This window comes from Streptomyces sp. NPDC091289, assembly GCF_044757365.1.
Lineage (GTDB): Bacteria > Actinomycetota > Actinomycetes > Streptomycetales > Streptomycetaceae > Streptomyces.
In genome coordinates, this window is sequence record NZ_JBIVUT010000007.1 from 168,878 (window position 1) to 194,211 (window position 25,334).

Consider the following 25,334-nt stretch of genomic DNA (forward strand, 5'->3'; position numbering starts at 1 on the left):
CGCGCGACCGCAATCACCCGTTCGGGTGCGCCGACGGAAGGACGAAAGCTGACGCATGCGCTCTGCCGGGACCCGGCCCGGCTCAGGACCGAGGCGCGGCGTCCCGCTCGGCCAGCATGTCCCGCATCAGCCCCAGCTCGGACCGCTGGCCCTCGACCATGCCCCGGGCGAGCCGCTGCTCGGCCGGGACCGAGCACAGCGACGCACAGGCCTCGGCCATGGCGACGCCGCCCTTGTGGTGGTCCGTCATCAACTGGAGGAAGAACACCTCGGCCTGCTCGCCGTCGAGCCGCCCGAGCCGCTCCAGCTCGGAGCGACTGGCCATGCCCGCCATGAGCACCCCATCGTCACCGTCACCGGCCTCGTCACCGGCCTCGTCACCGGCCTTGGCACCGGCCTCGGCACCGCCCGCGCCATGCCCACCGTGCCCTTCGGTATCCGCATGGGCCATCCAGGCCATGGGCGGTTCCCCGCCCGGGGCGACCTTGGGCAGCTCCCACAGATCGAGCCAGCCGAGCAGCATGCCGCGCTGGTTGGCCTGGGTGTTGGCGATGTCGTAGGCGAGACGGCGTACGTCCTCGTCGTCCGTGCGGTCGCGGACGATGAAGGACATCTCGACGGCCTGCTGATGGTGGACGGCCATGTCCCGGGCGAACCCGGCGTCGGCGGACGAGGCGGCAGGAACACGGGAGTTCCCCCGCCCGTCTCCGTCCCCGTCCCCGTCGCCGCGCGCGGAGGCGACGGTGGCAGCCCCCGCGAAGAGCAGGGCGAGGGCGACGGCGGCCCCGGCGGCCCGGCGGACACGCCGGGTCCTCCGCCGCTCCACGAGCGTGTGGGGGTCGTGGTCCACGGCTGTCGGCTCGTCCGTCACCTCCTGGCCCGTCACTGCGGCACCGTCGCCAGCCCGCCGGTGCAGGGTGCGCCGGGCTCGGGCGTCTGCGCGCCCTGGACGTACTGGGCGAGGAACTGGTCCACCCGCTTGTCGTCGGCGGAGTCCACGGTGACCTGCTTGCCCCAGGCACTGAGCATGATCGCGCCCTCCTGGCCGGCGTACGGGCTCATCAGCGTGAACGGGGTCTTCTTGACGCGCTCGGCAAGCTTGGAGACCTCCGCGTCGGCGGCCGTGCCGTTGTACGTGACCCAGACCGCGCCGTGCTCCAGGGAGTGCACGGCGTTGACGTCCGGGAGGGCCCTTTCGTATACGTCGCCGTCGCAGTTCATCCAGGACTGGTTGTGGTCACCGCCGACCGGGGGCTTCATCGGATAGTCGACCGGGCCGGCCACGTGCTGGCGGCCGAGCTTCGCGGCGTCCCAGGACTTCAGCCCCTCGATGGCGCCGCCCTTGGCGTCGCCGTGGGAGTCGCCGTGCCCGTCCGGATGCTTGCCGTCCTGGGCCGAGGAGGCGTCGTCGGACTTCTCGTTCGCCTCGGAGTTCTCCAGCAGCAGGTACGAGCCGAAGGCGACGAGACCGGCCACGACGGCGGCGCTCACCCCTATGGCGACAGCCCGGTTGCGGGTGGAGCGGGCGCGGGGGTCGGGGGCCTGGGGCTGGGCGTACCGGGGATCGAAACTCATGTCGTCGAGTCCTTCTGCGAAGGGGCCGGAGGCGGGGGGAACGGTCCGTGGACCGATGCGCGCGGACGGGCGGGAAAGCAGGCGGGAAGCAGGTGGGAAGCAGTCGGGAGAGCCGGCGACCGCCCGGTCGCCGCCCCCGTGCGCCACGGTCGCCGATCGTAGTGGGTGGCCGAGTGCTCCCTCTCACACCGAGTGCGTAATGTGGGTGAAATCCCGGGTCGTGATACTGGCAGTGTCTCCCCTACCCCGGGCGGTGGTGCACGGACCGTCTGAACTGCAAGGATGTGGCAATGGACAAGCAGCAGGAATTCGTCCTCAGGACCCTTGAGGAGCGCGACATCCGCTTCGTGCGGCTGTGGTTCACCGACGTCCTCGGGTTCCTCAAGTCCGTCGCCGTCGCTCCGGCCGAGCTGGAGCAGGCCTTCGACGAGGGCATCGGCTTCGACGGCTCGGCGATCGAGGGCTTCGCGCGGGTCTACGAGTCGGACATGATCGCCAAGCCGGACCCGGGCACCTTCCAGATCCTGCCCTGGCGCGCGGAAGCCCCGGGCACCGCGCGGATGTTCTGCGACATCCTGATGCCGGACGGCTCCCCGTCCTTCGCGGACCCCCGCTATGTCCTCAAGCGGATCCTCGCCAAGACGTCCGACCTGGGCTTCACCTTCTACACCCACCCCGAGATCGAGTTCTTCCTGCTGAAGAACAAGCCGGTCGACGGCACCCGCCCGACCCCGGCGGACAGCTCGGGCTACTTCGACCACACGCCGCAGAACGTGGGCATGGACTTCCGCCGCCAGGCGATCACGATGCTGGAATCGATGGGCATCTCGGTGGAGTTCAGCCACCACGAGGGCGCCCCGGGTCAGCAGGAGATCGACCTCCGCTACGCGGACGCGCTGTCGACGGCGGACAACATCATGACGTTCCGTCTGGTGATGAAGCAGGTGGCGCTGGAGCAGGGCGTGCAGGCCACGTTCATGCCGAAGCCGTTCTCGGAGTACCCGGGTTCGGGCATGCACACCCACCTCTCCCTCTTCGAGGGCGACCGCAACGCGTTCTACGAGTCGGGCGCGGAGTACCAGCTCTCGAAGGTGGGCCGCTCCTTCATCGCGGGCCTGCTGACGCACGCGGCGGAGATCTCGGCCGTCACCAACCAGTGGGTCAACTCCTACAAGCGCATCTGGGGCGGCTCGTCCCGCGCGGCCGGCGCGGGCGGCGAAGCCCCCTCGTACATCTGCTGGGGCCACAACAACCGCTCCGCCCTCATCCGCGTCCCGATGTACAAGCCCGGCAAGACCGGCTCGGCCCGCGTAGAGGTCCGCTCCATCGACTCCGGCGCCAACCCGTACCTCACCTACGCGGTCCTGCTCGCCGCGGGCCTCAAGGGCATCGAGGAGGGCTACGAACTCCCGGCCGGCGCCGACGACGACGTCTGGGCCCTCTCGGACGCGGAGCGCCGCGCGATGGGCATCGAGCCGCTCCCGCAGAACCTGGGCGAGGCGATCTCGCTGATGGAGAAGAGCGAACTGGTCGCCGAGACGCTGGGCGAGCACGTCTTCGACTTCTTCCTCCGCAACAAGAAGCAGGAGTGGGAGGAGTACCGCAGCGAGGTCACGGCCTTCGAGCTGAAGAACCTGCTGCCGGTGCTGTAGCGGGGCCGGGTCTCCCGGCGGCTCAGAGCCGCCGGGCGGCCTTGTCCAGAGCCTTGGCGTAGTCGGCCAGTGACGCGCGATGCTTGTCGGCGAGGGGCTGCTCGACCGTGCGCTGGGCGTCGGAGACCGCCTTCCGCAGGCCGTGCTCCCGCTGGCAGCGGGCGTCGTTCCGTGCCACGGCGAGTTCGTACTGGGCCGCCGCCCGCAACGCTTCGGTCCCGTCGGTGCTCTCGCCCTTCGCGGCCCGGGCCTTCGCGGTCTCCGTCCTCTTCTCGACCGGTTCCCGGGCGGAGGAGCCGGCGGAGACGGGGTGACCGGCATCCGCCATGCACGAGGCCCACCGGCTCCTGGCCCCTTTGACCTCCGCGGCCTGCTCGACGTTCTCGACCACCTGGTTCGCGAGGAACTGGTACGTGTACATCAGCCGGTCCCAGCCCTGGCCGTACAGTTCCTCGCCGGCCCGGAACTGGCATCCGTCGGTGTTGACGGTGAAGGACTCGCCCGTGGGCAGACGGACCGTCCTCTTGTGCGCCTCGGTGCCGGTCAGCGCCTTGTCGTACGCCTTCTCGTCGTCGCCCGTGTCCCGGTCGGGCTCCCCCTGGAGGGGCGGCTCGCCGCGCAGTACGGGGCCGGTGATGCCGTAGCCCTCCTTGGCGGCGAAGTCCTCGGTGAGCAGGCCGTACGGATTCCAGGCGGGCATCTCGTCGCTGATGGCGGTCGGTGGCGGAACGTCCACCGGCTCGGCCTCGACGCCCTTGTCCGCCAGGCAGCTGTCCACTATCCGGCGCTCCAGCCCGTCCAGCCCTCGCTGCTGGCTGTCCGTCAGATGCGGTACGGACTTCCCGAAGGGAACCAGGGCGTCCGTCTGCGCGCCGGATGCGGCAGTTCGGGAGGGGGTGCCGCAGGCCGCGGTCGTGGCGCCGGTCAGGACGAGCAGCAGCACGGTCGCGCCGATCCGGTTCTTCAAGCCGTCTCCTCGGAATGCTGGGTGCGGTGGTGCGGTGGTGCGGTGGTGCGGTGGCGCCCGTCCCGGGTTGTCCTTCGTCGTGCGGCCGGGACAGGCGCCACCTGGTCAGCGGATGCGACCGATCAGCACCAGCGGTTCGAGCCCGCGCCCCTCTGGAGGGCGCTGCCCTTTGTCTCGTTCATGAAGTAGCCGATTTTGAACACGAGGGAGGAGCCGGTCTGGGAGGTCCCCGACCAGACGCGCACGCTACAGCTCGACCCGTTGTTGTACATGGAGCGGGAATTGGCGAACTTGGTGTACTGGCGCAGGTTGGTGTTGTTGCCCGCCACCTTTCCGGGAGTGCCCGCGAAGGCCGGGACGGCCCACGAGCACAGGTAGGTCTTGGGGCAGTCCGACCTCGCGGCCTGGGCCGAGCCGGCCGTGGCCACCATTCCGCCCCCTGCGAGGGCGAGCGTGGAAGCGACGACGGCAATTCGGGTGAAGCGCATGTGAAATACCTTTCTGGGTCCCTGCGTTCGGGAAATCCGCCGACCGGTCCGACCGGCGGCACGGCATGAGTATGGGTCGCCGAACCGGGCCGGGAAGCGTCCCCGCAGGTCCCAGGGCAGGGACAGGACGTCCCGGGGACGCGCAGCACGCCGACGTGGGGTTCTGGTGGAGCAATGGCGGGAGTTGGGAAAGAATGGGATTTCCTGTCCCGCGCCATCTCCGCACAAGGGAAGCCGGATTTAATGACAGATAGGCACGAGTTGGGAAAGGTCCGACGAAAGAGACAAGGTTCACTGGCAGAGCACATGCGCTTCCTGCGCACGCGCAGTGGGCTGACTCTCAACGGTCTGGCCGAGCGCACCTCCTACAGCCGGTCCTCCTGGGAGCGGTACCTCAACGGCAAGGCCGTGCCACCCCGGGCGGCGCTCAACGAGTTCGCGGCGGCTGTTGGAGTCGCCGTGCCCCCTCTCCAGCAGTTGAGGGAAGAGGAAGAGCGCTCTTGGAGATCCGGGCCCGGGAACGGGCCGCCGCCGCACGACGGCGCGGAGCGCGAGAGTGAACCGCTCGGGGCGGACGGCGACAGGAAACCCGCCGAAGGGGCCGCCGTACCGGAAAAGGCGGATGTGCCCGGTCGTGAACACCGGAAGAGCGTGACGCTGGTGTCCATGGCTTCCGCGTTCCTGGCGCTGGTCGCCGGAATCCTGCTCGGCGCCTGGATGTTCGGCGGAAATGAAGCGGACCGGGCGGGCCGGCAGAGCGCTGGCAGCGATCCCGGATGCACTGACTACGAATGCCGGAACAAGGACTCGCAGCGGGTGGGGTGCCACCTGGGGGCATGGACCGCCGCCGCAACCTGGTCGGGCCGTACCTATGTCGAACTGCGCTACAGCCCGCGGTGCCGGGCCGCATGGGCCCGTATCACGGACGCCGAAGTCGGTGACACCGCCAGGGTGGAGGGCCCCAAAGGGGTGAACAGTCAGCGCTCGGTGACCTACGAGAACGACATCTACTCGCCCATGGTGGAGGCGCCCTACCCCGCTGCCGCACGGGCCTGCGGGGTGTTGGGCGGCAAGGAGGTCTGCACCCCGTCGGGCGGGCCCTCGCCCCTGCCGCCCGCGCTCACCGACGAACGCGAACCGGCCCGGAGGGCCGCGCCGACGGACAGCGGCAAGGCGAGCGGAGAGGTGAGCGCGGAGGCGACAGGAGCGAGCGGCCGGTAGCCGACGCGGCCAGGGCGGGACCGCCTGGCACTGCACCGGCCGCGTCCCGGGCGCTACACCGGCGGCGTCCCCGGCGGCGATGGCGCCGGGGGCGGGTTGGGCAGCGGTGGGCCCGGGTTCGGCGGGAGCTTCGGGGGGCCGCTGCCGTGTTTGCCGTCGTTCAGGACCTTGCGGGTCGTCAGGCCGTAGACGCCGAACGGCGGGAAGAGGTCGACGCGGCGCGGGTAGTCGCCCTCCGCGCACTCCTCGCAGATCAGGTCGCGGCCGGCGGGGGTCTGCCGGGCGGCGGTGACCGGGGCGTTCCAGCACGCCTCGCAGGTGTGGACGTCCGTGGTGGAGAGGGCGATCATCCGGGCCTCCCGGGTGGTGGTGCCGGTAAGGGGCGGCAGGCAGTGCGCATCAGGTGACTCCGTCGTTGGTCGTGGTGGGGCCGATGTGGCGGGTGGGGCTCACCGGCGGGTCTCCCGCCAGATGCGGACGAGCTTCGTCGCGTCGGGGCAGATCGCGCCGGTCCGGCAGGCGGTGCATACCGTCGTGTGGCCGAGCAGGGCGCGGTACGCCGTGTCGGGGGAGTCGGTCGTGGTCACGTTCGCCTCTCTGCTGATCTCGGCCCAGACGTATTCGGCGGTGCGGGTGAGCGTGTGGCCGTAGCGGTCCGCCGTGGCCAGGGCGGCCAGGACGGCGGTGTGGGCGGTGGCACTCAACGCGGAGGGGAGATCGGCCTCGACGCGGAAGGCGTCCAGGTCGGTGGTCACGCGCGGTTCGGTGTCCGTGGCGGCGGCGAGCATGCCGGTCAGCGCCGCGACCCGCGCTTGTGCAGAGCGCACACTTCTCCCCTGGTGGACCGAATGTCACTCCATGTAATGCTGAGTATTCAGCTTCAACCTGATGGGTTAGCTTTGTCAACAGCGACGCCCCTGTCGACGCCGAACACACGGAGCTGCTCAAATGCCACGTGATACGCCGTACTTGAAGGTGGCGGATGCTCTGCGGGCTCGCGTGCGGGCCGGTGAATGGGCCGTGGGGGACAAGCTGCCGTCCCGGGCGCGGTTCGCCGAGGAGTACGGCGTCGGCCAGTCCGTGGCGCAGCGGGCCATGGAGCGGTTGATCATCGAGGGCATCCTCGAAGGCCGCGCCGGCTCCGGCACGTACGTCCGCCGGGCCCGGGAACGCCGGCGCATGGTCCGCTCACGCCACCGCGAGCAGCGCAGCAACAGCCCCTTCGCCTCGGACATGAGCGAGCTCGACCACGAGGCGGACTGGGAGTGCACCAGCACGGCGCGCGTCCCCGCACCGGAGGACATCGCCGAACGGCTGGCGATCGAGCCCGGCGACCTCTGCGTCGTGACGGACTACGAGTTCCTCGCCGACGGCCTGCCCGTACAGCTCGCCAAGAGCTGGGAGCCGATGGCCATCACGGACGGGACGCCGGTCCTGCTCCCGGAGATGGGCCCGCACGGCAAGCTCGGCGTCGTCGAGCGCATGCGGTCCATCGGCGTGTACATCGCCACCGGACTCGAACTGCCGCGTCCGGCCCGCGCGACGCGGGAGCAGGCGAATCTGCTCGGGATCTCCATCGGCGACCTGGTCATCGAGGTCGAGCGCACGTACTTCGACCGTGATGGCCGGCCTGTGGAGACGGCGAACATCGTCGTGCCGGACATCCGCTGGGAGATCGCCTACGAGATCCGCGTCGACCAGCCGGATTCCTGAGCTGGGCACCGGAGGTCCGGGCGCACACCGAGCCTGAACCTTCGGGCCCCGCTCTCGGCGGATCAGACCGTGATGACCGACGGTCCGTTGAACTCCGAGGCCAGTGCGTCCATCACGAGTTCTTCGCAGACCTCACCGAGCCAGTAGCCCGCCTCCCGGAGGGTGCCCGCGGCGCGGAAGCCGGCCTTCTCGTAGGAGCGCACCGCCGCCTTGTTGGGTGCGAGGACCTTGAGCCAGACCATCCGCAGGTTCGTGACGTGGAACGCGTAGTCGAGGACCAGCCGGGTGGCGTTCGTACCCAGACCGCGTCCGCGCGCCTCGGGGGCCAGCATGACGACGTACTCCGCTGTGCGTACGGATGGATCGGGCAGGAGTGTGGCCACGCCCGCCGGGACCGGAGTGCCGGTGGCGAGGTCGTACACCGTGAAGCGGATGTTGTCCCCGCGCAATTGATGGGCGATGCCCTCCGTGCGGGCCTCCAGGGACACCGGCTGCTGGCGCCCGTAACCGACCAGGAGCGCCGGATCCTGCTCCCAGCGCCAGTACGTTTCCACCAGGTCCGCCCGGTAGGGGCCGAGCGCGCAGGTGTCGGTGCCGATCCAGAGGATGGGGTCAGGGGTGCTGATGGCGGGCTCCGATGGTCAGCGCTGGGGTGTACGCGCGAGTCGAGGGCGGCTCGGCGACCAAGCCGCCGTCCGCAGTCTGCACCCAAGCGTGCAGCCGGACAGGGTCTGCGGCAATTCCGTGGCACCAGACCACGGAAAGCCGTCGGGCCGCGAGCAGGAAGGTGGCAGCGGCCGATTCTTCCAGGCAGGCAGTTCGTACGGGCGCGTGCCACGCGGCACGGCGAACGGCGAGGACGGCCTCGCATGCCTCAGCGGGCGAAGCCGATCGGCAGGTTGCGGAAGTGGATGCCTGAAGAGCTGTGATGAGCCGGTTCATGGCCCGTCTCCTCCTGCCGACGCGCGTGATGCTCCACGTCGCAGCGAGAGCGAATGCCGCCGTCGCGCTGAAGGGGCCGACCGCCCGTGTGAGCCCGGCAGGATGCTCCGCCCCGCCCCAGCTTGCCGCAGGAGTTGGGGCCGGGAGCGGAGTGTCCCATGGAGCGGGCTCCCGCGCAGGGGACAGGGCACCTGTGCGGATCAGGCGTGCTGCGAGTGGCGGCGGCATTGCGGTCAGCCGACCGGATCGGGCGGCCGCCTGCCAGTGGGCCGCGCTCTTGGGCAACAGACATTGCACATGGCCGGTCCGGTAGTCGACGAGGACCAGGACGTGGGGGAAGGCGACGGCACGGACATGCCGGGAGGCTTGAGCGAACGGTGGGACGTCAGTCATGGCCCGGCCCCGCAGGAGAGGAAGTCCAGGCGGGCTCAGGTTCTCGTGCATGCGCCGATAGCCAAGCTTCGGATCCGAGGGCTTGTTCGAGAGTGGCCAGAGGCATGGGTACGCCGGCAGCAGCTTGCCCCAGGGCCTGAACCAGGTATGTGGCATCAATCAGCCCCATTTCCGCCAAGCGGCCGTGTGCCAGTCCCATCAGTTCGGGCATGTTCGCACGAAGACCTGCGTAGTGGTCGGCGTCGAAGCTGCCCTTCGTCTGTCGGTTCACGACGACATGAGGCAAGAGACCGGCCATCGCAGCGCTCAGAAGCGGCTTGTAGGAGTGGAGTGTTGGGCGCAGGTCGATAGGTGTCCGGAGCACGCTGTCCACGACCGACGGGTCGAGGAAGGGGTTGTTGAGATCGATTCCCGAGGCCGCCGCCAGTTCGACGTCCGCAGCAGCGGTGCGCGCGACCTCACGAACCTCGTCCACCAGCGTGCGCACCGAGGCGTCGAGGTCAGGCAACTGATCCGGGGCCGAGGCGGCTCTATGCGCACTGGCGCTCAGTAAGGCAGCGGCGGCCACACCGGCCCACGGGGGATAGGGGAGCAGGGGAAACCAGCAGACACTTCCATGGCCGCTGTGCCGTCTGCCGCCGACGGCATCGGCGAGGTCGGCGAGGGCTCTGGTGCGGGGCGTCCGCGATACGAGGACCGCGTCGCGGAGGAAGGGCAGAGGAGATGCGCGGCGCAGTCCGGCCCAGCCGAAGCCCTCGCTCACGGCGCGTCGGATGCGGCCGTGGCGGACGAGGTCGGCCAGATGAACGGGGGGCTGGAAGAGCAGGCTGTCGCCACCGTCGCCCGTCATGTGGGTGCGGGTTCCGAACTCCTCCCGCAACCAGCGGAACTGCCCCGTGAGCCGGGCTTGCGTGATCGTTGAAGGAGCCGGTTCGTCAGTCGCCGGGACGGTCGACATCGCGGTGTACGGCAAGTGCTTGGCCGACATGGCCAGGAGTCGGTGGTTGATCCGCCCTGAGTACGCAGCGGCAGCTTGCCGTGCGTATCCGAGATCCGCGCCCGTTGTATCGCCCTCAGGATGGATGGTGACGGCGTTGAGTCGAGTGCTGTACGGCAGAGCGACGGTCGCGAGCGCTGCGATGGAGGTGGAGTCGAGTCCGCCCGAGAGGTCGCAGGAGATCAGGGGATCCGACCTGACTCTGTAGGCTACGGACTCGAGGAGCGCCGTGCGTAAACGTTCCGCGGGTGGCATGGTTTCGCACGGATCCGGTCTCCACACTGCCGTGGTGTGAGGGGTGCCTCCGTCTACCGGTAGAACGATCCGGCACCCGGGTGGGAGCTGCTCGACACCGGAGAAGAAGGTTCGTCCCGCGGAGAGTGCGGGGACCGATGGCAGAAAGATCGAGCAGGCGAGCCGTTCGACATCCACCGTCGCACGAGTGAGCGAGGCCAGCGCACGGGCGGAGCTGCACCACACCCACCCGCCGTCGTGGCCGACGAGGTAGATGGGGCGAGCCGAGGCCGGGTCGGTATGGATCACTACAGCCTCCTCGGATTCCTCGATGACCGTGTAGGTGCCGGGCCACTTCCAGGTGACGTCTTCGGGCAGTGTCGATCTCAGGCGATGCAGGTCGGAGTCCGTCGCTCCGCATCGTCCGAGGATGAGCACCTGTCGCTGACCGTCCGGGCAACCCACTGAGCGAGCGGGAACGGCACCGAGTGCCCACGTGTGAAGCCGCGAAGTGAGATGGCGTGAGCCCACGGGCCGGTATCCCGGCCGGGAAGGGGAACCGCTACCACCGAAGATCATGATCAGAGCTCCTGAGTTGAGGACACTTCTGTGGGTGCGGACGCCGGGGTCCGCACCCACGGAGCAGGAATCAGCTGTTGTAGGCGCGGCGCTTGTCCTCGCTCTGGCCGCCGCCCTGGCCCTCGGTGAGCACGGTCGCATCACCGATATCGACGGGGAGCAGGTCGTTCTCGTCGGTGTTCTCCGCGATCTGAAGCGGGTTCATGATGTCTCTCCTTCTGGTTGGTTGATGAGTGACTTGACGCGGGTCGAACAGACCGGGTCGGGACCGGGGTAGGTAGTGCGTCAGAGGCCGCTGACGGCTGTCGGTTCCCCGGACCTTGTACGGCAAGGGGGCCGGAGGGCGTTGAGGAACCGCTGGACGATGGCGCGCGACGGGCCGAGACGGTCGAAGGCTCGCTGCCGACCCGCCGGGTTTTGGGGCAAGGCCAGCTCTGCCCAGACCCGCTTGCCCCGTACGGTGTTCTCGGCTCCGCAGGCGATCGACAGATGCTCGACGAGAACCATGCCCCGGCCGCTTTCGGAGTCAGGGCTCGGGCGGCGGAGCCGGGGCAGAACCGGGGAGCTGTCGTGCACTTCGAGCAAGAGCCTGCTCCTGCGGATGTCCGTGCGCACGGTCACGTTGAGCATGTCGCCGGCTCCGTGGGAGACAGCGTTGGTGACCAGTTCCGAGATCACGGTGGTCATGGCCATGTGGCTGTCCTCGTCCTCGGGCAAGCGCCACGTGCCGACGAGTTCGACCAGCCGTCGACGACTGATCGCCGCCGAAGTGGGGGCGCGGACCAAGAAGAAGCTTTGGCTGCTCACTTGCCTCACGGAAAACCCTTCGTCGGAACGTGTGGTCTGGACTCGAATGGGATGTCCACCCTTGGGAAAGGCTTGTTCCATCCGGTCGCTACGCCTGCTGGTGTTTACTCAACTCCGTTACTGGCTGCCGGTCGTGGGCCATCCGGTGGTGCAAATTTCTGCCGGGGGGCCGCTTTGGGGGGCCAGAATTCGACGGCGAATTTCCAGAAGCTTGGGGGACGGGCATGATGGCACCGGAAGGCATCGGGGCGCTGCTGAGGGGAAGCCGCGAAGCGGCTGGTCTGACGCGTGAAGAACAAGCGTCGGTGTTACAGGCCGCTCAGGGCGGAAAGTGGTTCGACCCGGAGAACCTGAAGCGCTGGGAGACCGAACGGCGCCTGCCCACACCGATGTGGCATGCGCTGCTGGCCGAGTGCTACGGCAGGTCCACGGAGGAAGTCGTCCGTGCCGTCGTGGTCAGCCGGCGTCATCGAAGGCTTCACCGGCTGATTGATCAAGAAGAGAGGGAGGAGGGGTCGGTAGTGGACCGACGTAAATTTCTCGGCGTGGCAGCGGCAGCTACGGGAATGGCGGGGGTGCCGGACATCTCGGAGGCGCGGCACGGCATCAATGCAGGCCTGTCCGCCTCGGACGGCAGTGATCTCGCCTATCTGAACGGGGCATTCGAACGTCATCGCGGTGGATATCGGGGGCGTTCGCCCCATGAGGTGCTGGAGCAGATGAAAGTCGATCTCGACCTGCTGCGGGAGCTTCTCGGCCGCCCTCACCCGGCTGCGGTGCGCAAAGACCTGGCGCGCACGGCCGCCGGCATCACCGGATTGGTGGCTGTCATTCAGCATGATCGAGGTGAGCAACGGGACGCGGTCGGCTGGTTCGCCACGGCCGAAAAGGCTGCTCGCGAATCCGGCGATCGCCACATGCTCGCCTGGGTGCTGAGTCGGCACGCGATGGTGCCGCTGAACTACGGAGCCCCGAATGCCGCCGCAGCGATGGCCATGCGAGCCCGATCCGAAGCAGGTCGCTCGCCAAGTGCTGCCGCCGCCCTGGCCGCGGCCGTGACTGCGCGGTCACTCGCCTCCATCGGAGACCGGGAGGGAGCGCTGCGGGCGGTCGGTGACGCCCGCGCCGCCGCGGCGCGACTCGATTCGGCGCAAGTGGCCGATACCTGGTTCGGCTACCCGCCGCAGAAGCACCACGTGCACCTTTCCCAGGCGTTCACGCTCATGGGGCGGACCCGCGAGGCGTACGCCGAGCAGGAGTCCGCACTCGCGCTCACCAAGGCCCCGTCCGTCATGACCCGCGCGCTGGTCGCCGTCGATGGTGCGGTCTGTGTCCGGGCGGACGGCGATCCGACCACCGCCGCCGATCTCGCCGTCGACATCTGGCGTGAGCTTCCCCCTGCCTACCGGGGCGGATTGGTCCGCTCCAGGGTCGAGTCGTTGTGCCAGTCACTTCCCGGGCGTACGGGAAACACGTTGCGCGAGGCGCTGGCCAGCCGCTGAGGCCTCACGTGTGAGGGCCGAAGCCCCGCCCTCACACGAACCCCCGCCCCATCTCGTCCAGCACCTCGTCGATCACCGCCGCCGGCTCCCGGGCCAGGTCCTCCTCGATCCACATGCGCATCGCGATCCGGAGCGAGGCGAGGAAGCCCGCCGCCAGCACGATCGGGCGGACGGGGGCGGATGCCGGGCCCGGGCGGGTGGCGACCGCTTCGGCCAGGTCGCGTTCCAGGGCGGCGTGGTTGGCCAACTGGCGGGCCAGCAGCGAGGGGTGGCGCATCGCCAGCCGGGTGCGTACCGCCCACTCGCGTTCCGGGGGCGCCACGCGTTCCGCGAACTGGGCCACCGCCGCGCGCAGGGCCGGCCAGGCGGGTTCGTCGGCGGGGCGGTCGCGCACCGTGCGGACCAGGGCTCTGATCTGCTGCTCCTCGCCGTGGAGGAGGGCGTCCTCCTTGTTGGTGAAGTAGTTGGAGAACGTCCGGCGGGAGATCCCGGCCGCGTCCGCCACCGCCTCGACCGTCACCTGGTCGAAGCCGTGTTCCACCGTCAGGCGCAGGGTCGCCTCGTGCACGGCCTGCCGGGTGGCTTCCTTCTTGCGCTCCCGGAGTCCCGGTCCCGCGGTGCTGCTGTCCATGAGGGCATTATCCCCCGGGCACGAGATTGTTGCGCAGTGGGCAAAATTGCGCAGTGTGCATGTATGGTGAAGTCTTCTCCCTCCCGTACCGGCGTCACGCGGACAGCTCCGTGACGACCGCCCCGTACGGGCCTCTCGTACGAACTTTCCGGAGGTTGCGCGTGAGCGCAGCAGACACCGCCGCCGCCCCGGCCGGGGCCCCCGCCGCCGCACCCATGGACCACCGCCACATCCTGCGGGCCCTGAGCGGGCTGCTCATCGTCCTGTTCGTGGCGATGATCAGCACCACCGTGGTCTCGGTCGCCCTCCCGCAGATCATCGGGTCCCTCGACGGCACGCAGTCGCAGTACACCTGGGTCGTCACCGCGACCCTGCTGGCCTCCACGGCCTCCACCCCGATCTGGGGCAAGCTGGCCGACCTGTTCAGCAAGAAGCTGCTGCTCCAGATAGCCATCGGCCTCTTCGTCGTCTCGTCCGTCGCCTGTGGGTTCGCCCAGTCCACCGAGCAACTCATCGCCTTCCGCGCCGTCCAGGGGCTCGGCATGGGGGCGCTCCAGGTGCTCGTCCAGGTGATCATCGCCGCGATGATCAGCCCGAAGGAGCGCGGCCGCTACAACGGTTACCTCGGCGGTGTCATGGCCGTTGCCACCGTCGGCGGGCCGCTGCTCGGCGGGTTCATCACGGACGCCTCCTGGCTCGGCTGGCGCTGGTGCTTCTTCATCGCCGTGCCGTTCACGCTGCTCGCCTCCGTGATGCTCGCCCGCACCCTGCACCTCGCCGAGGTCCGCCGGCCCGACACCAAGGTCGACTACCTCGGCGCCTCGCTGATCGCCGCCGGGGTCAGCCTTCTGCTCCTCTGGGTCACCTTCGTCGGCGACGACTTCGGCTGGCTCTCCTGGCAGAGCGGACTGATGGTCGGGGGCAGTGTCGTCATTCTGACGGCAGCCGTTCTCGTCGAGGCGCGCGTCAAGGAGCCCGTCGTTCCGCTGCACGTCGTCCGCCGCCGGGACCCCGCCCTCGCCATCGTCGCCAGCCTCGCCGTCGGCATGGCCATGTTCGGCGGCGCGGTCTTCCTCGGGCAGTACTTCCAGATCGGACGCGGATACTCGCCGACCGAGGCGGGGCTCCTCACCATTCCGCTGATGGCGGGCGTGCTCGTCTCCTCCACCGTCGCCGGGCGCCTCGTGTCGAAGACCGGCAAGGTCAAACCGTTCATCGTCGCCGGTGTGGTCGTCCTCGCCCTCGGCTTTCTCGGGCTGTCCTTCATCGACCACCGGACCTCGCTCGTCCTGGTGTCGCTGGGGATGCTGGGTGTGGGCGTCGGGGTCGGCATGTCGATGCAGAACCTGGTGCTCGTCCTCCAGAACACCGTGCCGCTCAGCGAGATCGGCGCGGCCAGCGGGGCCATCACCTTCTTCCGCTCCCTCGGCGGCACCATGGGCGTCTCCGTGCTCGGCGCGGTCCTCGCCCACCAGGTCGCGAACAAGATCGCCGGTGGGCTGACGAAGCTGGGCATCGATCCGGCCGCGTCCGGCTCCAGCGGCTCCACCCTCAACGTCGCCGCCATGCCGCCCGAGGTCCAGGACGTCGTCCGGGCCGCGTACGGGGAGGCCACCGGCCACATTTTCCTCATCTCGGCCGGCATCGCCGTGATCGGCGTGATCGCCTCCCTGTTCCTGACGCCCACCAAGCTGCGGGACAGCGTCGATCTGTAGACGGCCGAACGACAGCCCGCGCCCAGGTGGCGCGGGCTGTTGTAGTGTTACGACCCCTCGTGCACCGGTACGGGGACGGACCGAGGAGGTGAGACCCATTACCGCTGGATCAGGCTGGGTGCTCACCTCGCACGATCGCGTCGCACGACCGGCATAGACACGACCGGCATAGACCGGACGGACGGACGGCACGAACCGATCGCGGAGCGCCCATCGGATTTCCCGAAAGGCATTCGCCCGCATGTCGGTTCACCCCAAGAGTCGTTTCCCCCGGAGTTCCTTCTCCGCCACCGTCACCACCCTGCGCCGCGCCGGCTGCGTCTTCGCCGAGGACGAGGCCTCTCTCCTCCACGAGGCCGCCGGGTCCCCTGACCACCTGGCCTCGCTCGTCGGACGCCGCGCCGCCGGACTCCCGCTCGAACACGTCCTGGGCTGGGCGGAGTTCTGCGATCGTCGCTTCGCCGTGGACAGCGGCGTCTTCGTGCCCCGCCGCCGTACGGAGTTCCTGGTGGCGCAGGCCGCCGCCCTCGCGCCGCGCCGGGCCGTCGTCGTCGACCTCTGCTGCGGTTCCGGCGCGCTTGGCCTCGCCCTCGCCGCCGCGGCGGACGCCGCCGAACTGCACGCCTGCGACGTCGAACCCGCCGCCGTGCGCTGCGCCCGGCGCAACGTCGGCGCCCTCGGGCAGGTCTACGAGGGTGATCTTTTCGGTCCTCTCCCCGCCGGCCTGCGCGGCCGGGTCGACGTGCTGCTGGCCAACGTCCCCTATGTCCCCACCGACGACGTCGAACTGCTGCCCGCCGAGGCTCGCGTCCACGAACCGCGCGTCGCTCTGGACGGGGGCGGCGACGGCCTCGACGTCATGCGCCGGGTCGCCGCCGAAGCGCCCGCGTGGCTGGCGCCCGGCGGCAGCCTGCTCGTGGAGACGAGCGAGCGGCAGCGGGACACGGCGGTCGACGTCCTGCGCGCCGCCGGGCTGAGCATCCGGGTCCTGGTCTCCGACGAGCTGTACGCCACCGTCCTCGTCGGGACGGCCGGCGCCGGAACGGCGGGGAAGGTTACGTGAAGCGGTAGCGCGTCTGGCTGTACGGCTCCCCCTTGCCGAAGCCGAACGCCGTACGGGGGTGGACCGCGAACACGTGGGCGTGGCCCGCCTCCGCCTGGACGAAGCTGCCGTCCTCGACGTCGAAGTGCCAGTCGGCGCCGTACTTCGCCTCCCACTCCCGGGCCAGAGCGGTCAGCCGGCCATGGTCCGTCACCCGGTCCGCCCGGCCCTCGACCACCACGTCGAAGCCCGAGTCGAGGGTGTTGGCCCCCGTCGTCAGGACCACCTCGGGGTTGGCCGTCAGGTTGCGCGCCTTGCGTTCCGCCGGACCCGTACAGAAGTGGAGGGCGCCCTGCGACCAGACGCCGATCAGCGGGGTGACGTGGGGGCGGCCGTCGGGGCGGACCGTGGAGAGCCAGTACAGCGGGGCATCGGTCAGTACGGCGGCCGCCTCCGGCCAGGGGCGGGCCGTGGCGCCCTCGCTGCTGTAGCCGGAGTGCAGCTCGGTCGCCGGGAGACGGGCGGGCTGGGGGCGCTCGGTCGTGGACATCGTTCCTCCGAGAGGGCGTCAAGGGGTGCTGTCAGGTGCTTTCCCCGTGGGTGGACTCCGCCGCCGCCCCGAATTCATCGGCACAGGACTAGGCTCGGAGAGCTGCGAGGCTGGCAAGGAAGCGGCCGAGCGGTTACGCAGATCGGTTCGGGCGGCGGGAGAGCGTGCAATGACGACGGTGCCGGGGCGCAGGAGCAGTACGTTCACCAGGCTGCTGCGGCACGGATTCACCGACCCGTCCGCCGCCGAGCAGCTCCTGGGCCTGGACGAGCTCGCCTCCGTACGGTCGGATCCGGTCCTCCTGGAGGCGCTCGGGGCCACCGCCGACCCGGATCTGGCCCTGCGCGGACTCGTCCGGATCGTGGAGGCCGAGGCGGCGGACGAGCGGCAGGTGCTGCTCGACACCCTCGTCACCGCCAAACCCCTGCGCGACCGGCTCCTCGGGGTCCTCGGCTCCTCGGAGGCCCTCGGGGACCATCTGGCCCGGCACCCGCGCGACTGGCAGGCGCTCGTCACGTACGAGGCGGTCGACCTGCACCCCGGTGTCGCCGAGTTCGAGACCGGGCTCGCCGGCGCCGTCGACCCGGACTCGCTGCGGGTCGCCTACCGCCGGTGCCTGCTCACCCTCGCCGCCCGGGACGTGTGCGGCACCACCGATCTCGCCCAGACCGCCGCCGAACTGGCCGACCTCGCCACGGCCACCCTGCGCGCCGCACTCGCCATCGCCCGGACGGCCGCGCCCGAGGACGCCGCGCAGTGCCGGCTCGCCGTCGTCGCGATGGGCAAGTGCGGCGGGCGGGAGCTGAACTACGTCTCCGACGTCGACGTGATCTTCGTCGGGGAGGCGCGCGACGGCGTCGACGAGACCAAGGCCATGCAGGCCGCCACCCGGCTGGCCGCCCACATGATGCGGATCTGCTCCGAGACCACCGCCGAGGGCACCATCTGGGAGGTCGACGCCAACCTCCGCCCCGAGGGCCGCAACGGGCCGCTGGTGCGTACCCTCAGCTCGCACCTCGCCTACTACCAGCGCTGGGCCAAGACCTGGGAGTTCCAGGCCCTGTTGAAGGCCCGCGCGGTGGCCGGCGACCCCGAGCTGGGCGCGGAGTACGTCGAGGCGGTGTCGCCGCTCGTCTGGGGGGCCGCCGACCGGGAGAACTTCGTCCCCGACGTACAGAAGATGCGCCGCCGCGTCGTCGACAACATCCCCGCCGACCGGATCGAGCGGGAGCTGAAGCTCGGCCCCGGCGGCCTGCGCGACGTCGAATTCGCCGTGCAGCTCCTCCAGTTGGTGCACGGCCGCAGCGACGCCTCGCTGCACAGCGGCTCCACCCTGGAAGCGCTGCGGGCGCTCGCCGAGGGCGGGTACGTGGGCCGCGCGGACGCCGCCCAGCTCGACGAGGCCTACCGCTTCCTGCGCTCCATGGAGCACCGCATCCAGCTCTACCGGCTGCGCCGCACCCACCTGGTCCCCGAGGACGAGGCGGATCTGCGGCGGCTCGGCCGGTCGCTCGGGATGCGCACCGACCCGGTGGCCGAGCTGAACAAGGCGTGGAAACGGCACGCCTCCGTCGTACGGCGACTGCACGAGAAGATCTTCTACCGGCCGCTGCTGGACGCCGTCGCCCAGCTGGCCCCCGCCGAGTCCCGGCTCAGCGCGAAGGCCGCGGCCCACCGTCTGGAGGCCCTCGGGTACGCCGACCCGGCCGCCGCCCTGCGGCACCTGGAGGCCCTCTCCTCCGGAGTCTCCCGCAAGGCTGCCATCCAGCGCACCCTGCTGCCGGTGTTGCTCGGCTGGTTCGCGGACTCCGCCGACCCGGACGCCGGTCTCCTCGGCTTCCGCAAGGTGTCCGACGCGCTCGGCAAGACCCCGTGGTACCTGCGGCTCCTGCGCGACGAGGGCGCGGCCGCGGAGAACCTCGCCCGGGTCCTCTCCGCCGGCCGCCTCGCCCCCGACCTGCTCATGCGGGCCCCGGAGGCGGTGGCGATCCTCGGCGACCCGGAGGGACTCACGCCCCGCACCCGGGCCCACCTGGACCAGGAGGTGCTGGCCGCGGTGGGGCGGGCCGGGGACGCGGAGTCGGCCGTCGCGGTGGTGCGCGCGGTGCGGCGCCGCGAGCTGTTCCGTACGACGGCCGCCGACCTCATCGGCTCGTACGGCACCGAGGACAACCCCGCCGAGCAGGACCACGGGGCGCTCGTCGACCGCGTCGGCTCGGCCGTCACCGACCTCAACGCCGCCACCATCGCGGGCGCGCTGCGGGCCGCCGTCCGCGCCCAGTGGGGCGACACGCTGCCGACCCGGTTCGCCGTCATCGGCATGGGCCGCTTCGGCGGGCACGAGCTGAGTTACGGCTCCGACGCCGACGTCCTTTTCGTCCACCGGCCGCGCGAGGGCGTGAGCGACGAGGAGGCGGCGCGGGCGGCGAACACGGTCGTGGGGGAGATGCGGAGGCTTCTTCAGCTGCCCACCGCCGATCCGCCGCTGCTCATCGACGCCGATCTGCGGCCCGAGGGCAAGACCGGGCCGCTGGTGCGGACGCTGAAGTCGTACGAGGCCTACTACCGGCGCTGGGCGCTGGTCTGGGAGAGCCAGGCGCTGCTGCGGGCCGAACCGGTGGCGGGCGACGAGGATCTCGGGCGCGACTTCATCGAGCTCGTCGATCCGCTGCGGTATCCGATGGAAGGGCTCGGTGAGGACGCCGTACGCGAGATCCGCCGGCTCAAGGCGCGGATGGAGTCCGAGCGGATGCCGCGCGGCGCGGACCCCACGCTCCACGCGAAGCTGGGGCGGGGCGGGCTGAGCGACGTCGAGTGGACCGTGCAGCTGATGCAGATGCAGCACGGGTGGGCGGAGCCGGGGCTGCGCACGACGCGGACGCGCGAGGCGCTGGCCGCCGCGTGTGCGGCGGGGCTGATCCCGGCGGAGGACGCGCAGACGCTGGACGAGGCGTGGGTGCTGGCCACGCGGGTGCGCAACGCGGTGATGCTGGTGCGGGGGCGGCCGGGCGACACGTTCCCGTCCGATGCGCGGGAGATGACGGCGGTGGGGCGGTACCTGGGGTACGAGCCGGGGCATGTCGGGGACATGTTGGACGACTACCGGCGGATCACGCGGAGGGCTCGGGCGGTGGTGGAGGAGCGGTTCTACGGGGCGGCGTCCTAGGCGTGTCCTCCCGGGGCCCGGCCCCGGGGCCCCTCGGGGCTCCGCCCCGGACCCCGCTCCTCAAACGCCGGAGGGGCTGATAAAGACGCCCTCAAGCGCCGGGCGGGCTGGATCGTGTGCCGGACGGGCTGACGTTGGTCCGGCAGTGTTCCACGAACGCCTCCAGTGCCAGTTCGAACGCCGCGTCCGCCCTCCCCGGGCCGATCGCCGCCAGGGCCTCCGCCAGTTTCTCCGTATCCGGGGAGTCCGCCGGGAGTTCCCACATCGTCTCCGGGGCCGCCAGGTCCAGGGCCGAGCCCAGCACCAGGTTCTCCAGGGCCGTGATCACCGCCATCACCCGATCCACCGGGAAGCCGACGTCCAGGAGCAGGCGTACCGCCTGTTCGTACTGGGCCAGCACCTTCGGGGCCCGCACCGGTGACGTCATGAGCAGCGGGATCGCGTGCGGGTGGGCGGCGAAAGCCGCGCGGTAGGAGCGGGCCCAGGCGGTCAGCGCCGTGTCCCAGGGGCGGAGGTCGAGGGTGGCCGTGTCGATGGCCGAGCTGACCCGCTCCCGGACCAGTTCGACGACGCCGGCCCGGCCGTCCACATGGTGATACACCGAACCCGTCTGCACCCCCAGCCTGCGGGCCACCTGCGGCACGCTGAACTCCCCCTGCTCGTCGAGCAGTTCGAGCGCCGTGGCGCCGATGCGCTCCCGGTCGAGCAGCGGAGTGCGCGGCCGTCCCATGTGCGGTTCTCCTGACGTACGTCGGCGAAAGGTCTTCCCCGATGACCTGTGGTGAGGCTACATTCCCCGAAACCGAAAGGCTTTAGGTTTATCCCTCCCGAGCTGAACCAGGGCCGCCGCCCGCTCGCCTGCCGCAGAAGGGCTCCTCCGCACATGTCTGCGCCCACCCTCCGAAAGGGCACGCTCGGCACCGCCGACATCGCCTTCTTCGTCATCTCCGCCGCCGCCCCGCTCACCGTCATGGCCGGCGTCGCCCCCGTCGCCCTGATGCTCGGCGGCATCGGCGCCCCCGTCGGCTATCTCGTCGCGGGGGTCACCCTCGCGGTCTTCGCCGTCGGGTTCACCACCATGAGCCGGCACGTCCGCAGCGCCGGGGCCTTCTACGCGTACATCACCCGCGGGTTCGGCAAGCCGGTCGGCATCGCCGCCGCGCTCATCGCCATGCTCGGTTACAACGGCATGGAGATCGGCGTCTACGGACTCCTCGGCTCCGCCACCGCCGACACCGCCCACGCCCTGTGGGGCATCGACGTGCCCTGGCTGCCCGTGTCCCTCGCCGGACTGCTGCTCATCTGGTACGGCGGCTTCCGCTCCATCGACTTCGGCGCCAAGGTGCTCGGCGTGCTGCTCGTCGCGGAGACGGGGATCCTCGTGCTGCTCGCGGGCGGGGTGCTCCTCGACCGGGGCGGCTCCGCCGAAGGGCTCTCGCTCGCCTCCTTCTCGCCCGGCAACGTCTTCGTCCCCGGCATGGCAGCCGTCCTGGCCTGCGCGTTCGCCGCCTTCACCGGGTTCGAGTCCACCGTCATCTACCGGCGTGAGGCCCGGAGTCCGGAGCGGACCGTCCCGCGCGCCACCTACATCGCCGTCGCCTTCCTGGGGCTCTTCTACGCCTTCATCGTCTGGGCCGTCATCCAGGCGTTCGGCGAGGAGAAGGTGGTGCGGGCCGCCGCCGACGACCCCGGCGGGCTCTTCTTCTCCGCCATCACCACCTACGTCGGGCCCTGGGCCGCCGACCTGATGCACGTCCTCATCGTCACCAGCGTGCTGGCCTCGCTGCTCGCCTTCCACAACGCCATCAACCGGTACGGCCTCGCCCTCGCCGATGAGGGCGTCCTGCCCCCGCTCCTCGGCCGCGTCCACCCGCGCCACCGCTCCCCGTACGTCGCCGGGGCCGCGCAGACCGTGCTCGGGGCAGTCGTCGTCCTCGGGTTCGCCGCCGCCGGGGCCGACCCGTACGCGCAGCTCCTGCTCTGGGTCAACACCCCGGGCATGATCGGGCTCATGGTCCTCCAGCTCCTCGCCGCGCTGGCCGTGTTCCTCTTCTTCCGGCGTATCCCGCACCGGGAAGGCGCCCTGCGCACCGTCGTCGCCCCGCTGCTGGCGGCCGTGCTGCTGGCCGGGGCCATCGGGCTCGTCTCGTACAACGTGGAGCTGTTCACCGGGGCCTCGACCGGCGTGAACGTCCTGCTCGTCGCGCTCGTGCCCGGGGTCTTCCTGCTCGGGCTCCTCCTCGCCCGCCGCCTCCGGCGCACCCGGCCCGAGGTGTACGCCTCCTTCGCCGCCGAACCCCGGGCGGACACCGCGGACGAGCCCGCGGCCGCCGACGACCCCGCCCCCGCCACCACCCGCTGAAAACCACCCGCAAGGAGCCCGTACCGTGCCCGCAGCCGACCTCCTGATCACCGGAGCCCGCGTCCGCACCCTCGACCCCGCCCGCCCCGAGGCCACCGCCGTCGCCGTCCGGGCAGGCACCGTCATCGGTGTCGGGGACGCCGATGACCTGCGAGAACTGCGCGGGCCCGGCACCGAACACCTCGACCTGGCCGGGGCCACCCTCACCCCCGGGCTGACCGACGCCCACAGCCACCCCGTCTGGGGCCTGGAGATGGCCACCGGCGCCGACCTCACCGCCGTCCGCGACCTCGACCAGCTCCGGGCCGCGCTCGCCGCCGCCCCGCGCACCGGAGGGTGGGTGCTCGGGTGGGGGCTGGACCACAACGCCTTCGGGGACCGGCCCGTCAGCCATGTCCACATCGACGAGGCCCTCGGCGGCTCGCCCGCCTTCATCCGGCTCTACGACGGGCACTCCGCCCTCGTCTCGGGGCCCGCCCTGGAACGCGCCGGAATCACCGGCCCCCGCTCCTTCGCCCAGCGCTCCGAAGTCGTCTGCGACCCCGAGGGCCGGCCCACCGGGCATCTGATCGAGCACGCCGCCATGGACCTGTTCACCGGGCTCCTGCCCCGGCCCTCGTACGCCGAGCGGCGGGCCGGACTGGTGGAGCTGCTGTCCGCCATGGCCGCCACCGGGCTGACCGGGGCCCATGTGATGGACCTCGGCGACGGTTCCGTACCCGATCTGCTGGCCGCCGTGGAGGAGGACACCGACCTGCCCGTACGGCTCCGGCTCGCCCCCTGGTGCATGCCGGGGGTCGACAAGGAGGGGCTGGAGGAGCTGGTGCGGCTCCAGAGCAGGGCGGGGCGGCTGTGGCGGGTGGGCGGGGTGAAGTTCTTCATGGACGGCACCGTCGAGGGCGGCACCGCCTGGCTGGAGCACGCCGACTGCCACGGCCAGGGCACCGAGGCGTTCTGGCCCGACCCGGCCGCGTACACCGAGGCCGTCGCCCACCTGCACCGCGCCGGCGTCGGCACCGCCACCCACGCCATCGGGGACGCGGCCGTGCGGCACGTCCTGGACACCGTGGAAGGGCTGGGCGGGAGCGGGCGGCTGCGCCACCGCGTCGAGCACATCGAGTCGATCCCGCACGAGGTGGCCGAGCGGTTCGTCCGGCTCGGCGTGATCGCCTCCATGCAGCCCACCCACACCGCGTACACCCGCGCCGACCACACCGACGCCTGGTCCCGGCGGCTCGGCGACGAGCGGGCCGCGCGCGCCTGGCGCTGCCGTGGTCTGCGGGACGCCGGGGCCTACCTGGCGCTCGGCTCGGACTGGCCGATCGCCCACTACGACGTACGCCAGGTGCTGGCCACCGCGCGGCTGCGGCGGCTGCCGGGGGCGTACGACACCGAGCCCGTCGCCCCGGAGCAGGCACTGACCGGGCTGATGGCGCTGGAGGGCTGCACCTCCCACGCGGCCGTCGCGGCGGGGGAGCAGGAGGTGGCGGGGCGGATCGCGCCCGGCTTCCGGGCCGATCTGACGGCCTTCGGGCTGGACCCGGTCGACGCCCCGGCCGACGAGCTGGGCGAGGCCCCGGTACGGCTCACGGTCACCGGCGGACGGATCGTGCACCGGGGGTAGCGGCCCCGGCCCGGCAGGACGAACGGGGTGCCGTACGGAAAAGGGTGCGGGGCGGACATCGTGTCCGCCCCGCACCCCGCACCTCGTACCTCGTGCCTCTGTTTGTTTTTCTCGCGGCCGCCGCTTGCTACGGTCTTCGCGACCCGGCCGCCTCCGGCTCCGGCTTCGCGCCCGCATCCGGATCGGGAGCCGGATCCGGCTCCGAAGCCGGGCGTGGCAGCCGGGCGGCGCGCAGGCCGGTCAGCCGTGCCTTCCCGGTCCCGTTCCCCTTCCCGTTCCCGGCGGGCACCCACTTCGGCAGTCGGTGCGGCAGCGAGCCGTACCAGACGCGGGAGACCGCGTAACCGAACGCGAGGCAGACCATGCCGCCGACCGCGTCCAGCCAGAAATGGTTGGCGGTGGCCACGATGACGACCAGGGTGAGCGTCGGGTAGAGCAGGCCCAGAATGCGGGCCCAGGGTGCCGAGGCCAGGGCGAAGATCGTCAGACCGCACCAGAGCGACCAGCCGATGTGCATCGACGGCATCGCCGCGTACTGGTTCGACATGTTCTTGAAGTTGCCCGAGGCCATCGAACCCCACGTCTCGTGCACCAGCACGGTGTCGATGAAGTTCGCGCCGTTCATCAGACGGGGTGGCGCCAGGGGGTAGAGGTAGTAGCCGAGCAGGGCCACCGCCGTCGTCGCGAAGAGGACCAGCCGCGTCGCCGCGTAACGGCCCGGGTGGCGGCGGAACAGCCAGACGAGGACGCCGATGGTCACGACGAAGTGCAGCGTCGCGTAGTAGTAGTTCATCGACACGATCAGCCATGTCACGGAATTGACCGCGTGATTGACCGTTTCCTCGAAGGCGAGGCCCAGGGTCTTCTCCGCCGACCAGATCCAGTCCGCGTTGCTCAGGGCCGCGGCCTTCTGCTCCGGCACGGCGTTGCGCACGAGCGAATACAGCCAGTAACTGACCGCGATGAGCAGGATCTCGAACCAGAGCCGGGGGCGACGGGGGACCCGCAGGGAGCGGAACCGGGCCGACCAGCCGGAGCGTTCCGTCCTGTCGGCCGTGATGGGTGAAGGACCGGCCGTCGACCGGCCTTCCTGCGCTGTCACCTGTGTTTCACCCATAGGCAGAGAGTCTTCCATAGAGATTCCCCTGCCTCCGATCATCCTCCGGTCGGGTTC

Annotated in this window: 24 protein-coding genes; 9 read left to right on the forward strand and 15 right to left on the reverse strand. The window is 70.8% G+C overall.

Annotated elements, in window-relative coordinates; genetic code table 11:
* Window positions 1-82: 82 nt before the first annotated feature.
* Both ACIQPT_RS11415 and ACIQPT_RS11420 read right to left on the reverse strand, forming a co-directional pair.
* A complete protein-coding gene (locus ACIQPT_RS11415) occupies window positions 83-826 on the reverse strand; it encodes a DUF305 domain-containing protein (protein WP_401155161.1) in 744 nt (247 codons plus the stop codon).
* Between the two features lie 56 nt (window positions 827-882).
* A complete protein-coding gene (locus ACIQPT_RS11420) occupies window positions 883-1,575 on the reverse strand; it encodes a DUF3105 domain-containing protein (RefSeq protein WP_401154932.1) in 693 nt (230 codons plus the stop codon).
* A gap of 290 nt (window positions 1,576-1,865) precedes the next feature.
* Here ACIQPT_RS11420 and glnA point away from each other — a divergent pair, with 290 nt between their 5' ends.
* The gene (glnA, locus tag ACIQPT_RS11425) at window positions 1,866-3,227 is read left to right on the forward strand and encodes a type I glutamate--ammonia ligase (protein ID WP_003969536.1); all 1,362 of its coding nucleotides are present in this window, start codon (window positions 1,866-1,868) and stop codon (window positions 3,225-3,227) included.
* A gap of 22 nt (window positions 3,228-3,249) precedes the next feature.
* Here glnA and ACIQPT_RS11430 read toward each other — a convergent pair whose 3' ends face one another.
* The gene (locus tag ACIQPT_RS11430; RefSeq protein WP_401154935.1) at window positions 3,250-4,194 is read right to left on the reverse strand and encodes a hypothetical protein; all 945 of its coding nucleotides are present in this window, start codon (window positions 4,192-4,194) and stop codon (window positions 3,250-3,252) included.
* A gap of 122 nt (window positions 4,195-4,316) precedes the next feature.
* Complete coding sequence (locus tag ACIQPT_RS11435) at window positions 4,317-4,682, reverse strand: peptidase inhibitor family I36 protein (RefSeq protein WP_401154937.1); 366 nt, start codon at window positions 4,680-4,682, stop codon at window positions 4,317-4,319.
* A gap of 306 nt (window positions 4,683-4,988) precedes the next feature.
* Between ACIQPT_RS11435 and ACIQPT_RS11440 the strand changes: the two genes are divergently transcribed.
* On the forward strand, window positions 4,989-5,903 hold the full coding sequence (locus tag ACIQPT_RS11440; RefSeq protein WP_401154939.1) for a helix-turn-helix domain-containing protein: 915 nt from the start codon (window positions 4,989-4,991) through the stop codon (window positions 5,901-5,903).
* Window positions 5,904-5,956: 53 nt separating this feature from the next.
* On the opposite strand, the gene ACIQPT_RS11445 is transcribed toward ACIQPT_RS11440, so the two are convergent.
* Window positions 5,957-6,253: a hypothetical protein gene (locus ACIQPT_RS11445; protein WP_401154941.1), complete on the reverse strand. Its 297-nt coding sequence runs from the start codon at window positions 6,251-6,253 to the stop codon at window positions 5,957-5,959.
* A 99-nt stretch (window positions 6,254-6,352) separates the two neighbouring features.
* Window positions 6,353-6,691 (reverse strand): hypothetical protein, encoded by a 339-nt coding sequence (locus ACIQPT_RS11450; protein ID WP_401155163.1) that lies wholly within the window; start codon window positions 6,689-6,691, stop codon window positions 6,353-6,355.
* Between the two features lie 160 nt (window positions 6,692-6,851).
* Between ACIQPT_RS11450 and ACIQPT_RS11455 the strand changes: the two genes are divergently transcribed.
* Window positions 6,852-7,616: a GntR family transcriptional regulator gene (locus ACIQPT_RS11455; protein ID WP_401154942.1), complete on the forward strand. Its 765-nt coding sequence runs from the start codon at window positions 6,852-6,854 to the stop codon at window positions 7,614-7,616.
* A 62-nt stretch (window positions 7,617-7,678) separates the two neighbouring features.
* Here the strand turns inward: ACIQPT_RS11455 and ACIQPT_RS11460 are convergent, their stop codons facing one another.
* From ACIQPT_RS11460 to ACIQPT_RS11480, 5 genes are all read right to left on the reverse strand, one after another.
* Complete coding sequence (locus ACIQPT_RS11460) at window positions 7,679-8,215, reverse strand: GNAT family N-acetyltransferase (protein WP_401155164.1); 537 nt, start codon at window positions 8,213-8,215, stop codon at window positions 7,679-7,681.
* A gap of 13 nt (window positions 8,216-8,228) precedes the next feature.
* A complete protein-coding gene (locus ACIQPT_RS11465) occupies window positions 8,229-9,002 on the reverse strand; it encodes a lasso peptide biosynthesis B2 protein (protein ID WP_401154944.1) in 774 nt (257 codons plus the stop codon).
* Window positions 8,944-10,761 carry an albusnodin/ikarugamycin family macrolactam cyclase gene (locus ACIQPT_RS11470; protein ID WP_401154946.1) on the reverse strand — a complete coding sequence of 606 codons (1,818 nt, stop codon included), beginning with the start codon at window positions 10,759-10,761 and terminating at the stop codon, window positions 8,944-8,946. Before ACIQPT_RS11470 ends, ACIQPT_RS11465 begins: the two co-directional genes overlap by 59 nt.
* Before the next feature lie 70 nt (window positions 10,762-10,831).
* Window positions 10,832-10,966, reverse strand: a complete 135-nt coding sequence (locus tag ACIQPT_RS11475) for an albusnodin family lasso peptide (RefSeq protein WP_401154948.1) — start codon at window positions 10,964-10,966, stop codon at window positions 10,832-10,834.
* 80 nt (window positions 10,967-11,046) lie between these two features.
* Window positions 11,047-11,568, reverse strand: coding sequence for an ATP-binding protein (locus tag ACIQPT_RS11480; protein ID WP_401154950.1), 522 nt, complete (start codon window positions 11,566-11,568; stop codon window positions 11,047-11,049).
* Window positions 11,569-11,792: 224 nt separating this feature from the next.
* Here ACIQPT_RS11480 and ACIQPT_RS11485 point away from each other — a divergent pair, with 224 nt between their 5' ends.
* Entirely contained in the window at window positions 11,793-13,070 is a 1,278-nt protein-coding gene (locus ACIQPT_RS11485) for a helix-turn-helix domain-containing protein (protein ID WP_401154952.1), read from the forward strand.
* A gap of 31 nt (window positions 13,071-13,101) precedes the next feature.
* Here ACIQPT_RS11485 and ACIQPT_RS11490 read toward each other — a convergent pair whose 3' ends face one another.
* Window positions 13,102-13,701: a TetR family transcriptional regulator gene (locus ACIQPT_RS11490; protein WP_401154954.1), complete on the reverse strand. Its 600-nt coding sequence runs from the start codon at window positions 13,699-13,701 to the stop codon at window positions 13,102-13,104.
* 215 nt (window positions 13,702-13,916) lie between these two features.
* Here ACIQPT_RS11490 and ACIQPT_RS11495 point away from each other — a divergent pair, with 215 nt between their 5' ends.
* The gene (locus tag ACIQPT_RS11495; RefSeq protein WP_401155166.1) at window positions 13,917-15,416 is read left to right on the forward strand and encodes an MFS transporter; all 1,500 of its coding nucleotides are present in this window, start codon (window positions 13,917-13,919) and stop codon (window positions 15,414-15,416) included.
* A gap of 241 nt (window positions 15,417-15,657) precedes the next feature.
* The gene (locus ACIQPT_RS11500; RefSeq protein WP_401154956.1) at window positions 15,658-16,479 is read left to right on the forward strand and encodes a putative protein N(5)-glutamine methyltransferase; all 822 of its coding nucleotides are present in this window, start codon (window positions 15,658-15,660) and stop codon (window positions 16,477-16,479) included.
* Here ACIQPT_RS11500 and ACIQPT_RS11505 read toward each other — a convergent pair.
* Window positions 16,472-17,008: a pyridoxamine 5'-phosphate oxidase family protein gene (locus ACIQPT_RS11505; protein WP_401154957.1), complete on the reverse strand. Its 537-nt coding sequence runs from the start codon at window positions 17,006-17,008 to the stop codon at window positions 16,472-16,474. The genes ACIQPT_RS11500 and ACIQPT_RS11505 overlap by 8 nt on opposite strands.
* A 169-nt stretch (window positions 17,009-17,177) precedes the next feature.
* On the opposite strand from ACIQPT_RS11505, the gene ACIQPT_RS11510 reads away from it, so the two are divergent.
* Complete coding sequence (locus ACIQPT_RS11510; RefSeq protein ID WP_401154959.1) at window positions 17,178-20,174, forward strand: bifunctional [glutamine synthetase] adenylyltransferase/[glutamine synthetase]-adenylyl-L-tyrosine phosphorylase; 2,997 nt, start codon at window positions 17,178-17,180, stop codon at window positions 20,172-20,174.
* 91 nt (window positions 20,175-20,265) lie between these two features.
* On the opposite strand, the gene ACIQPT_RS11515 is transcribed toward ACIQPT_RS11510, so the two are convergent.
* Window positions 20,266-20,904: a TetR/AcrR family transcriptional regulator gene (locus ACIQPT_RS11515; protein ID WP_401154961.1), complete on the reverse strand. Its 639-nt coding sequence runs from the start codon at window positions 20,902-20,904 to the stop codon at window positions 20,266-20,268.
* 153 nt (window positions 20,905-21,057) lie between these two features.
* Between ACIQPT_RS11515 and ACIQPT_RS11520 the strand changes: the two genes are divergently transcribed.
* Together ACIQPT_RS11520 and ACIQPT_RS11525 are read left to right on the forward strand one after the other, a co-directional pair.
* Window positions 21,058-22,536 carry an APC family permease gene (locus ACIQPT_RS11520; protein ID WP_401154963.1) on the forward strand — a complete coding sequence of 493 codons (1,479 nt, stop codon included), beginning with the start codon at window positions 21,058-21,060 and terminating at the stop codon, window positions 22,534-22,536.
* Between the two features lie 25 nt (window positions 22,537-22,561).
* Complete coding sequence (locus ACIQPT_RS11525) at window positions 22,562-24,160, forward strand: amidohydrolase (protein ID WP_401154965.1); 1,599 nt, start codon at window positions 22,562-22,564, stop codon at window positions 24,158-24,160.
* 127 nt (window positions 24,161-24,287) lie between these two features.
* Here ACIQPT_RS11525 and ACIQPT_RS11530 read toward each other — a convergent pair whose 3' ends face one another.
* A complete protein-coding gene (locus ACIQPT_RS11530) occupies window positions 24,288-25,277 on the reverse strand; it encodes a phosphatase PAP2 family protein (RefSeq protein WP_401154966.1) in 990 nt (329 codons plus the stop codon).
* Between the last annotated feature and the right edge of the window lie 57 nt (window positions 25,278-25,334).

Excerpts from the sequence above, each read along its gene's own strand:
- ACIQPT_RS11420 (WP_401154932.1), bottom strand. The coding sequence starts at position 1,575 with ATGAGTTTCGATCCCCGGTACGCCCAGCCCCAGGCCCCCGACCCCCGC.
- glnA (WP_003969536.1), top strand. The coding sequence starts at position 1,866 with ATGGACAAGCAGCAGGAATTCGTCCTCAGGACCCTTGAGGAGCGCGAC.
- ACIQPT_RS11435 (WP_401154937.1), bottom strand. The coding sequence starts at position 4,682 with ATGCGCTTCACCCGAATTGCCGTCGTCGCTTCCACGCTCGCCCTCGCA.
- ACIQPT_RS11440 (WP_401154939.1), top strand. The coding sequence starts at position 4,989 with ATGCGCTTCCTGCGCACGCGCAGTGGGCTGACTCTCAACGGTCTGGCC.
- ACIQPT_RS11445 (WP_401154941.1), bottom strand. The coding sequence starts at position 6,253 with ATGATCGCCCTCTCCACCACGGACGTCCACACCTGCGAGGCGTGCTGG.
- ACIQPT_RS11450 (WP_401155163.1), bottom strand. The coding sequence starts at position 6,691 with ATGCTCGCCGCCGCCACGGACACCGAACCGCGCGTGACCACCGACCTG.
- ACIQPT_RS11455 (WP_401154942.1), top strand. The coding sequence starts at position 6,852 with ATGCCACGTGATACGCCGTACTTGAAGGTGGCGGATGCTCTGCGGGCT.
- ACIQPT_RS11465 (WP_401154944.1), bottom strand. The coding sequence starts at position 9,002 with ATGCACGAGAACCTGAGCCCGCCTGGACTTCCTCTCCTGCGGGGCCGG.
- ACIQPT_RS11470 (WP_401154946.1), bottom strand. The coding sequence starts at position 10,761 with ATGATCTTCGGTGGTAGCGGTTCCCCTTCCCGGCCGGGATACCGGCCC.
- ACIQPT_RS11475 (WP_401154948.1), bottom strand. The coding sequence starts at position 10,966 with ATGAACCCGCTTCAGATCGCGGAGAACACCGACGAGAACGACCTGCTC.
- ACIQPT_RS11485 (WP_401154952.1), top strand. The coding sequence starts at position 11,793 with ATGATGGCACCGGAAGGCATCGGGGCGCTGCTGAGGGGAAGCCGCGAA.
- ACIQPT_RS11490 (WP_401154954.1), bottom strand. The coding sequence starts at position 13,701 with ATGGACAGCAGCACCGCGGGACCGGGACTCCGGGAGCGCAAGAAGGAA.
- ACIQPT_RS11495 (WP_401155166.1), top strand. The coding sequence starts at position 13,917 with ATGGACCACCGCCACATCCTGCGGGCCCTGAGCGGGCTGCTCATCGTC.
- ACIQPT_RS11500 (WP_401154956.1), top strand. The coding sequence starts at position 15,658 with ATGTCGGTTCACCCCAAGAGTCGTTTCCCCCGGAGTTCCTTCTCCGCC.
- ACIQPT_RS11505 (WP_401154957.1), bottom strand. The coding sequence starts at position 17,008 with ATGTCCACGACCGAGCGCCCCCAGCCCGCCCGTCTCCCGGCGACCGAG.
- ACIQPT_RS11510 (WP_401154959.1), top strand. The coding sequence starts at position 17,178 with ATGACGACGGTGCCGGGGCGCAGGAGCAGTACGTTCACCAGGCTGCTG.
- ACIQPT_RS11515 (WP_401154961.1), bottom strand. The coding sequence starts at position 20,904 with ATGGGACGGCCGCGCACTCCGCTGCTCGACCGGGAGCGCATCGGCGCC.
- ACIQPT_RS11520 (WP_401154963.1), top strand. The coding sequence starts at position 21,058 with ATGTCTGCGCCCACCCTCCGAAAGGGCACGCTCGGCACCGCCGACATC.
- ACIQPT_RS11530 (WP_401154966.1), bottom strand. The coding sequence starts at position 25,277 with ATGGGTGAAACACAGGTGACAGCGCAGGAAGGCCGGTCGACGGCCGGT.